The sequence below is a fragment of the Phenylobacterium sp. genome, assembly GCF_004799395.1.
GTDB lineage: Bacteria > Pseudomonadota > Alphaproteobacteria > Caulobacterales > Caulobacteraceae > Phenylobacterium.
In genome coordinates this window covers 1-9,220 of the sequence record NZ_SSMZ01000064.1, presented here as the reverse complement: position 1 = coordinate 9,220, position 9,220 = coordinate 1, and the positions used below count along the sequence as shown (strand labels likewise).

The 9,220-nt window shown below is 67.3% G+C and carries 9 protein-coding genes and 1 pseudogene; 8 read left to right on the top strand and 2 right to left on the bottom strand.

Annotated elements, in window-relative coordinates; all coding sequences use genetic code 11:
* The 3 genes and pseudogenes from E8A12_RS04370 to E8A12_RS04360 all read left to right on the top strand — a co-directional run.
* Positions 1–391: pseudogene (locus tag E8A12_RS04370) on the top strand (hypothetical protein); the annotation flags it as partial.
* Between the two features lie 2 nt (positions 392–393).
* Positions 394–855, top strand: coding sequence for a chemotaxis protein CheW (locus E8A12_RS04365; protein ID WP_293366536.1), 462 nt, complete (start codon positions 394–396; stop codon positions 853–855).
* Between the two features lie 162 nt (positions 856–1,017).
* The gene (locus E8A12_RS04360) at positions 1,018–1,401 is read left to right on the top strand and encodes a hypothetical protein (RefSeq protein WP_293366535.1); all 384 of its coding nucleotides are present in this window, start codon (positions 1,018–1,020) and stop codon (positions 1,399–1,401) included.
* An 83-nt stretch (positions 1,402–1,484) separates the two neighbouring features.
* Here the strand turns inward: E8A12_RS04360 and E8A12_RS04355 are convergent, their stop codons facing one another.
* Positions 1,485–1,628, bottom strand: coding sequence for a hypothetical protein (locus E8A12_RS04355; RefSeq protein WP_293366534.1), 144 nt, complete (start codon positions 1,626–1,628; stop codon positions 1,485–1,487).
* Positions 1,629–1,875: 247 nt separating this feature from the next.
* Between E8A12_RS04355 and E8A12_RS04350 the strand changes: the two genes are divergently transcribed.
* Positions 1,876–3,186, top strand: a complete 1,311-nt coding sequence (locus tag E8A12_RS04350) for a HAMP domain-containing sensor histidine kinase (protein WP_293366533.1) — start codon at positions 1,876–1,878, stop codon at positions 3,184–3,186.
* Here the strand turns inward: E8A12_RS04350 and E8A12_RS04345 are convergent, their stop codons facing one another.
* Positions 3,187–3,804, bottom strand: a complete 618-nt coding sequence (locus E8A12_RS04345; protein ID WP_293366532.1) for a sensor histidine kinase — start codon at positions 3,802–3,804, stop codon at positions 3,187–3,189.
* A 296-nt stretch (positions 3,805–4,100) separates the two neighbouring features.
* On the opposite strand from E8A12_RS04345, the gene E8A12_RS04340 reads away from it, so the two are divergent.
* From E8A12_RS04340 to E8A12_RS04325, 4 genes are all read left to right on the top strand, one after another.
* Positions 4,101–4,784: a response regulator transcription factor gene (locus tag E8A12_RS04340; protein ID WP_293366531.1), complete on the top strand. Its 684-nt coding sequence runs from the start codon at positions 4,101–4,103 to the stop codon at positions 4,782–4,784.
* 269 nt (positions 4,785–5,053) lie between these two features.
* Entirely contained in the window at positions 5,054–5,971 is a 918-nt protein-coding gene (locus tag E8A12_RS04335; RefSeq protein ID WP_293366530.1) for an NAD(P)-dependent oxidoreductase, read from the top strand.
* 2 nt (positions 5,972–5,973) lie between these two features.
* Positions 5,974–6,972: an aldo/keto reductase gene (locus E8A12_RS04330; protein WP_293366529.1), complete on the top strand. Its 999-nt coding sequence runs from the start codon at positions 5,974–5,976 to the stop codon at positions 6,970–6,972.
* Between the two features lie 154 nt (positions 6,973–7,126).
* The coding region (locus E8A12_RS04325; RefSeq protein WP_293366528.1) for an efflux RND transporter permease subunit at positions 7,127–9,220 on the top strand (2,094 nt) is incomplete at its 3' end.

Below are 9,220 nucleotides of genomic sequence, written 5' to 3'. Positions count from 1 at the left end.
TCCGCCGCGGGTCCACGCCCTCGCCCAGCAGGCCGGCGATCGCGCGCTTCATCGCGACGCTCTTGCCGGCCCTGCGAGGACCCATCAGGAGGTAAAGCGTCAGCAGGTCAACACCGCCGTCAATCAGATGGACCAGGTGGTCCAGCAGAACGCCGCGATGGTCGAGGAGCAGACGGCCGCCACCCACGCGCTGAAGACCGAGACTAGTGAACTCTCCGCGCTGATTTCGCGGTTCAAGGTCGTCGCCGGCAAGGCGGTGGGCCGCTCGGCGCCGCGGGCGGCGGACGCGAGCGACCGCGCCGCGCCATCACCGGCGCGGGCGATGGCCCGCAAGGTGGCGGCCAGTGTCGGCGGGGCCTCGGCGGCGGACGACGAATGGTCGGAGTTCTGAGGATGAGCCAGCCCGCCCATCATGGATCTCAGCGGGAGTTGATATCCTTTCGTCTGGCCGCCCAGGACTTCTGCATCGATATCATGGCCGTACGGGAGATCCGTGGCTGGACGCCGGCAACGGCGCTTCCAGGCTCGCCGAACTTCGTCTGTGGTGTGATCAACCTGCGCGGGGCCGTCCTGCCGATCGTCGACCTGGCCTTCCGGCTCGGGTTCAGCACGGCGGACCCGACGGCCAAGCATGTGATCATCGTCGCGGAGATCGGCGGTCGGGTGATCGGTCTGCTGGTCGACGCCGTGTCGGACATCCTGACGGTGACGGACGAAGCGATCCAACCCACGCCCGATGTGGCGTCGGACGCCGCCAGGTCCTTCGTGCGCGGCCTGCTGCCGAGCGAGGGGCGAATGATCAGCCTGCTCGGCCTGGACCACATCGTTCCCGACTTGGTTCTGGCGGCCGCATGACCGGCTTGAGCGGCCCGACCCGGCCCGCGAGGTGGCCAAGCGGCGCAGCGATGGTCTGCATCCTTCGCCAAAATCGCCGACATCGCGGCCTGGGGAATGAACACCCGGCCGACCCGTCCACCCACAGTGCCTTGGCCCCTCCCTTGCCCGCGAGATCAATCCATGAACGTCCTTGAGCCCGCCAACGACACCTACCTGCAAGAGCGTCTCGCAGCGCTCGAAATCGACCTGAGCAGCGCCTTGGCAATCAGCAACGCCTTGTTGTTTGGCCTGACCGCGACTGGCCCCCAGGCGCATCACGCGATTGACACGGCTCTGGAAGAGGCCTTGCGGCTGATCGCCATCGATAATCGGAGAGGCTCAGCCGAGGTGCATGCGATCGTCTCCGGAATCCGAGAGAAGCTGCGGGTCGAAACCGGGATTCAGGCTCGAATGGCCGGAGACCTCGAGCGCCTGATCATCAAGAAGGCCTTTGGGCGACCGGACGCTGGGCAGGAGGACGCCAAGCGGAATCTCGATCGCTGCACGCCCTTGCGACCGGTGTGAATCCCGACGAGGGCCCCTCGCGCGATCGGCCAACACGTCGTCGAAGCCGTACGTCGGCGTTCCACCAATCGAGGAGGACCGCCTCAGAGTAGGCGGAAGGCGAACACCGCCACCGCCGCCAGCGCGAGGACGATCAGGGCAAGTCCGCCCAACCGCGGCGACACGAGGCAAAGCATGCCCACCAGCACAAGGGCCAAAGCGCCCACAATCCAGGACTTCCAGCCCACGCCGGTCTCCAAACCCGAACCCGCCCCCGGGTCATGGGACGCATCTTCTCCGGCCAAGGCGGCGGCGGCCTCGCCCAGGGCTTACAAGGGTGTAAGCTCGCCGTCGGGCGGTCTGCGGAGCCGGGCCGTACAAAGGCGCCGACAGGAGGGCGCACATGGAGTCATCGAACCCAGGCCGCGAATTGAGGGCGCGCGCCGGATGAGGCCGTCCCTGCGCCTTAGGCCGCTGGCCTTTACCGCGTTTGCGATGACCATTGTGGTGGGGGCGGTCGCCCTGGCCTTCTACATGGTCAACCTCGAGGCCGAGCACGTCTTTCTGGACCGCGAACGCGATGACGCCCTGGCGGAACGCCAGATACTTTTGGACGCCTTCATCCGGGAAGGCCCGCGGGGGTTGGCCTCGCGGATGGAGCGCCGCTCCAGGCTGGCCGCGCCGGAAGCGCACTATGGGGTCTTCGACGCCGCCGGCCGGCGCATCAGCGGCGACCTGCTGACGGCGCCAACGCCGCTGCCGACCGCCGACTGGAGCAAGGTCCGCGCCCGCGGCGAGACCGGCCTGATCATGTTTTATGCTACGTCGGCAAGGCTGCCCGACGGATCGCTGTTGATCGTCGGCCGCGACGCGGCCGGACAACGCGATTTCGAGGCGCGGATCGCCGGTGGCCTTTTGATTGCGCTCGCCGTCGTGGTGGTCGCGAGCCTTGGGGTCGGACTGCTCCTGAACGCCCTGGTGATCCGGCGGGCAGAGGCGGTGGCCGGCGTCGCTGAGCGGATCGCGGCGGGCGACCTTGGGGCGCGGGCCGAGGTCTCGGAGCGGGGAGACGCCTTCGACCGTATCGGGGCCTCCCTGAACAGGATGCTCAACCGCATCGAGGAGCTGCTCACCGGCATGAGAACGGTGACCGACAGCCTGGCCCACGACCTGCGCACGCCGCTGACCCGCATGCGCAGCGCCGTCGATAGCGCCCTCGATCCGGCGATCAGCGACGGAGACTGTCGCGCCGCACTTGAGGAAGTCAGCCTGGAGCTTGAACGGGTGTCATCGGTCTTCACCGCCCTGATCGACATCGCCCGCGCCGAGTCCGGCCTGTCCCGGGAGATGATGCAGCCGGTGCAATTGGATGAAGTTGTGCTGGACGTCGCGAGCCTGTTCGCCCCGGTGCTGGAAGACGCCGGCCAGCATCTGGAGGTCGTCACGCAGGGCCCACCGGTCATCGAGGGGCATGAACAATTGCTCCGCCAGGCGATCGGCAATCTGCTGTTCAACGCCGCGCGGCACGCGGGCTCGGGCGCGACCGTGAAGCTCGAGGTGCTGAACGGCGCAGGCGTTGCGGAAATCGTCGTCGCCGACAACGGCCCGGGCATCCCGGAGGCCGACCGCGGGCGGGTGAAGGATCGATTTGTTCGGCTGGACGAAGCGCGCGGCGGGTCGGGGTCAGGCCTCGGGCTCTCGATTGTCGCGGCGGCGGCGAAGCTGCACGGCGGCGAGTTGCGGCTGGAGGACAACCGGCCCGGCCTGCGCGCGGTGTTGACCCTGGCCCCCGGCGGCAGCGCCTGATCAGACGTCGGGCTCTGTCAGGCGGACCGTGGCGATGACCCCGCCGGCGTCGGAATGGATCAGCAGGGCGCCGCCGATCGCCCGGGCCAGCCCGCGAACGCGCTCCATCCCGTCCCCGACGCGGTCGCCACGCAGGCCGCCGCCGTTATCCGCAACCTGGCAGATCCACCCTTCTCCGGCGCGGCGCAGACAGATGCTGACGCGTCCCCCGCTGCGTCCTTCGAAGGCGTGCTTGGCGGCGTTGGTGACCAGTTCAACGACGATCAAGCCAAGGTTCTGGCACACGTCGCGTGGCAAGTTCGCGGAATCGGACCTGAACTCGCACCGCACCCCCTGCGGCGCCAGGTGCGCGGCGCACAGCTCCTCACAAAGTCGTCCCAGGTATGCGGCTGCGTCGATCCGGCTCTGGCTGGGATCCTCGCCGAGGGTTCGATGGATCGTCGCGAACGCCTGGATGCGGCTGGAAAAGACACCGACGGCGTCGTGCACCGCCGGATCTGCAAATCCGCCAAAGTCGTTGCGCAGCAGCCCGTGCAACGCGGCGAGGGTATTGAGAAATCGATGGCTCGCTTCTCGCGAGGCGAGTTGCGTATCCGGCTCGGCGAAGGCGAACGTCATGGTGCGGCTCCGGTGGCGTGGCCGAGCGCTCGGGTCTGAAGCCGCACGAGCGGATCGCCCCTTGCTCGCGGCGATCCTTGGCCGATCATCTCACAGCGGGCTGCGCCCCGACCTTACAGGAATGCAAGCAAGGTTGTGCATCGCGGCCCACAGGTTTGTAAGGAAGCGGCGTGGTGCGCGGAAGATGAGGCGTGCATCGTCCGGTCAGTTGCTTTGCCGCCAAGACGAGGGTCCGGGTCGAAGTTGAAGCCGGACCTGGAGGACTGAACAGCAGTCGGACACGAAGGAGCTTGGGCATGTCCAGGCGAGTGCTGGTGGTCGAGGACGATGTGTCGACCGCGGACTACATTGCCAAGGGGCTGCGTGAAGAGGGCTTCACGGTCGAACAGGTCGGCGACGGTCGCGATGCGCTCTATATGGCGACCTCCTCCGAGTTCGACGCGATCGTCATGGATCGCATGATCCCCGGTCTGGACGGCTTGTCGGTGGTCAAGGCCCTGCGCGCCGCCGGCGCGCCGACGCCCATCCTCATCCTGTCCGCCATGGGTCACCTCGACGAACGGGTCAAAGGCCTGCGGGCCGGGGGCGACGACTACCTCACCAAGCCGTTCGGCTTTTCCGAACTCCACGCACGACTTGAGAACCTGATCCGCCGGCGGACCGAGAAGACGGTGGAAACCGAACTCCGCTGCGGTGACCTGGTCATGGACCTCCTGACCCGCAAGGTGGTGCGGGCGGGCCGCCCGATCGAACTCCTGCCCCGCGAGTTCAAGCTGCTCGAGTTCCTGCTGCGCAACCAGAACCGGGTGGTCACCAGGGTCATGCTGCTGGAGCGCGTCTGGGACTACCGCTTCGACCCCCACACCAGCATCATCGACACCCATATCAGCCGACTGCGCAAGGCGCTGGAGACGGGCTTCGACAAGCCGCTGCTGCATACCGTCCGCGGCGCCGGCTACCGACTGGCGGAGGAGCCCTAGAGGCGGCTCAGACGACGCGCCGGCGGATTTCGCTGAGCCTGTGGTCCCTGTCCGGCATGTCCTGCCGGACGGCGGTCGCCGTGGCGCCGACGCTCAATATCGCTCGCACTGCGGCCGCCACCCCAGCGGATCGGCTGACACAAATGTAAGAACCGCCCCCCGTCGCCTGACAGGATCGCTCCCCAAATCCTGCCTATAGGATCGAGGGGCGCTGCTTGAGGCGGCGCCGGCCACCGCGATCGAAACTCTTCGCAACGCGAGGCGTCGTCATGAAGGTTGGTTTCATTGGGCTCGGGCGCATGGGCGCCGGCATGGCCGCCAATCTCCTGAAGGCGGGCCATGACGTCACCGTCTACAATCGCTCGCCGGCGAAGGCCGCGGCGCTGGCCGCACAGGGCGCCAGGGTCGTCGCCACCGTGGCGGACGCGTCCCGCGGCGAAGTCGTCTTGACGATGCTGGCGAACGATCAGGCCGTTGAAGCAGTGGTCTTCGGCGACGGCGGTGTGGTCGAGACGCTGGCTCCGGATGCGATCCACATCTCCTGCAGCACCATCAGCGTCACCCTCGCTGAACGGCTGATGCTGGCGCACCGCGAGCTCGGCAGCCGGTTCATCTCGGCGCCGGTGTTCGGCCGCCCAGAGGTCGCCGCCGAGGGCCGTCTCGCCGTCGTCGTGGCCGGCCCGTCGGCGGTGATCGACGACGCAGGTCCAATCCTGGATGCAATCGGGCGGGCGACGTTCATCGTCTCCGACACACCCGCCCACGCCAATCTCGTGAAGCTCAGCGGCAATTTCCTGTTGGCGTCCGTCATCGAGTCGCTGGGGGAGGCGATGGCGCTGATCGGGAAGGCCGGCGTCGACCGTTTGCAATTCCTCGACACGCTCACGTCGGCGCTCTTCGATGTCCCGGCCTACAGACTCTACGGCGTCATGATCGCCGAAGGCCTCTTCGAGCCGGCCGGCTTCGCCGCGCCCCTTGGACAGAAGGATATCCGGCTGACGCTTGCCGCGGCCGAGGACCTCAGCGTGCCGATGCCGCTCGCCAGCCTCCTGCGCGACCGGTTCCTGACCCTGATGGCTCAGGGCGGCGACCAACTCGACTGGTCCGCCATTGGCGGCTTGGCCGCTTCCGATGCGGGCCAGCCGCTGTTTGGCCGGACCAAGATCCCAGCCGCGGAAAGGACCTGAAAATGGAAAGAATGATGATCGGCGCCTCGGGCGTTACGACCTCCCGTGTCGGCCTGGGAACCTGGGCGATCGGCGGCTGGATGTGGGGCGGCGCCGACGAGACCCAGTCAATCGCCACCATTCGCTCGGCCGTCGAGCGCGGGGTGACGCTGATCGACACGGCGCCGGTCTATGGTTTCGGCGTCTCCGAGGAAGTGGTCGGCAAGGCGCTCTCAGAGGGTGGCCTGCGGGACAAGGTGCAGATCGCCACCAAGGTCGGGCTGTCCTGGAAGGACGGCAAGCCGTTCCGCGACTCCAGTCCCGCCCGCATCCGGCAGGAAATCGAGGCGTCGCTGCGGCGGCTGCGCACCGACGTGATCGATCTCTATCAGGTGCACTGGCCTGACCCCGGGACCCCCATCGCGCAGACGGCGGAGGCGCTGGATGCGCTGCGCCGCGAGGGCAAGATCCGGGCGATCGGAGTCAGTAACTTCTCCCCGGCCCAGACGGACGCCTTCAGCGCCGTGACGCCATTGGACACCATCCAGCCGCCCTACAACCTCTTCGAGCGCGAGATCGAGGCCGACGTGCTTCCGCACGCCAAGGCCGCCGGCCTCACGGTGCTGGCCTACGGCGCGCTATGCCGCGGCCTGCTGGCGGGCCGGATAAACGCCCGGACGGCATTCACCGGCGATGACCTGCGCAACCAGGATCCGAAGTTCCAGGGGGAGCGGTTCCGACAGTACCTGGCGGCGGCCGATGCGTTGAGGACCCTGGCCCGCGAACGTTTCGGCAAGTCGTTGCCGGCTCTGGCGGTGCGCTGGATCCTCGACCAGGGGCCGACCATTGCCCTGTGGGGGGCCCGCCGCCCGGCGCAACTCGACCCGGTCGACGAGGTCTCCGGCTGGCGCCTCGATGAGGCCACCAAGGCGCAGATCAACGCCATCCTCAAGCGCTTCATCGAGGAGCCGGTCTCCCCGGAATTCATGGCGCCGCCCCTGCGCCGCGCCTCGAGCCATTGAGCCCGCGAGGGGATGCCCGGGGCCCGTCGGTCAGGGAAAACCGGTTGACCCGCCGAACCCGCTAATCACTTGAAATAAGACCATTCCTTCCCGGTTCAGATGGATCCATCTGGCCGGGAAGAGTCTCGCCGCCCCGTACTGGAAATGGATTGAAATGCTCTGGATCGTTCGCGTCGCGCTGCAGCGACCCTACACCTTCATCGTCCTAGCGCTCTTCATCCTGATCGCCGGTCCGCTGGCGGCGATGAAGACCCCCACCGACATCTTTCCGAACATCGGGGTGCCGGTGATCGGGGTCGCCTGGCAGTACACTGGCCTAGCCCCGGACGACATGGCCGGCCGGATCATCACGCCCTACGAGCGCACCCTGCCGCTCACGGTCAGCAATATCGAGCACATTGAAAGCCAGTCCTTGGCTGGCATGGGCGTGGTGAAGATCTACTTCCAGCCCGGCGCGGACATGCGCACGGCCACCGCGCAGGTCACCTCCGTCTCGCAGTCGATCCTGAAGCAGCTGCCGCCGGGCGCGACGCCGCCGCTGATCCTGAACTACAACGCCTCGACCGTGCCGATCCTGCAATTGGCGACGTCCAGCCTGCGGCAGTCCGAGCAGCAGGTGCTGGACCTGACCATGAACACCATCCGTCCGATCCTGAGCGCGGTGCCGGGCGCGGCCATTCCCTATCCCTACGGCGGCAAGGTCCGTGAGGTGGAGATCGATCTCGATCCTCAGGCGCTGCAATCCAAAGGCCTGTCGGCGCAGGACGTCGACGCCGCGATCGCCGCCCAGGACCAGATCATTCCCGCCGGAACGGCCAAGATCGGTTCCCTGCAATATACGGTGAAGCTGAACGACTCCCCCGAGACGATCAACGAACTGAACGACCTGCCGATCAAGACGGTGGGCGGCGCGACCATCCTGGTCCGCGATGTCGGCCACGTGTTGGACGGCGCGCCGCCGCAGCAAAGCGTGGTACATGTCGACGGCTCGCGCGCCGTGTTGACCACCATACTGAAGGCCGGTTCGGCCTCGACCCTGTCGGTGGTGCAAGGGGTCAAGGACGCCTTGCCGCGGGTGAAGGCGCTGATGCCGCCGGACTTTCGCATCGTCGCCCTGAACGACCAGTCTGTGTTCGTGAAAGCCGCGGTTTCGGGCGTGGTGAGGGAGGGCCTGATCGCCGCGGGGCTCACCAGCGTGATGATCCTGCTGTTCCTGGGCAGCTGGCGGTCGACCGTGATCATCGCGACCTCGATCCCGCTGGCGATCCTGTGCGCGCTCATCGGATTGTCGATGGCGGGTCAGACCCTGAACATCATGACCTTGGGCGGCCTGGCCCTGGCCGTCGGCATCCTGGTCGATGACGCCACGGTGACCATCGAGAACATCAACTGGCACCTCGAGCACGGCAAGGACGTCAAGACAGCGATCCTCGACGGCGCCGCCCAGATCGTCACCCCCGCGTTCGTCAGCCTGCTGTGCATCTGCATCGTCTTTGTGCCGATGTTCGCCCTGCAGGGCGTCGCCGGGTTCCTGTTCGTGCCGATGGCCGAGGCGGTGGTCTTCGCCATGATCGGTTCGTTTGTGCTGTCGCGGACCCTGGTGCCGACCCTGGCGATGTATCTGCTGAAGCCCCACGGCCATGGCGCGCAGGACGGCGCGGCGCCGTCGCGCAACCCCCTGGCTCGTTTCCAGCACGCCTTCGCCGCCGGCTTCGACGGGCTGCGCGAGACCTACAGCGGCCTGCTCTCCCTGGCCCTGGCGCACCGGCGGATCTTCGTGGTGAGCTTCCTGGCGGTCGTCATCGCCTCCTTCGGCCTCGCCCCATTCCTCGGCGCGAACTTCTTCCCGTCGGTGGATTCCGGCCAGATCACGCTGCATGTGCGGCCGCCGGTGGGAACGCGGATCGAGGACGCCTCGGCCATGTTCGGTGACATCGAGCAGCAGGTTCGTCAGGTCATTCCGCCGAACGAATTGACCTCGGTCGTCGACAACATCGGCATGCCGATCAGCGCGGTGAACACGGTCTACAGCAACACCGGCATGATCGGCTATCAGGACGGCGACATCTTCGTCAGCCTGAACGCCAAGCACCACCCGACGGCCGACTATGTGCGCACCCTGCGCGAGCGGCTGCCCAGCGCATTTCCCGGCGCGACCTTCTCGTTCCCGCCGGCCGATATCATCAGCCAGATCCTGAATTTCGGCTCGCCTGCGCCGCTGGACCTGCAGATCGCCGGCCCGGACCAG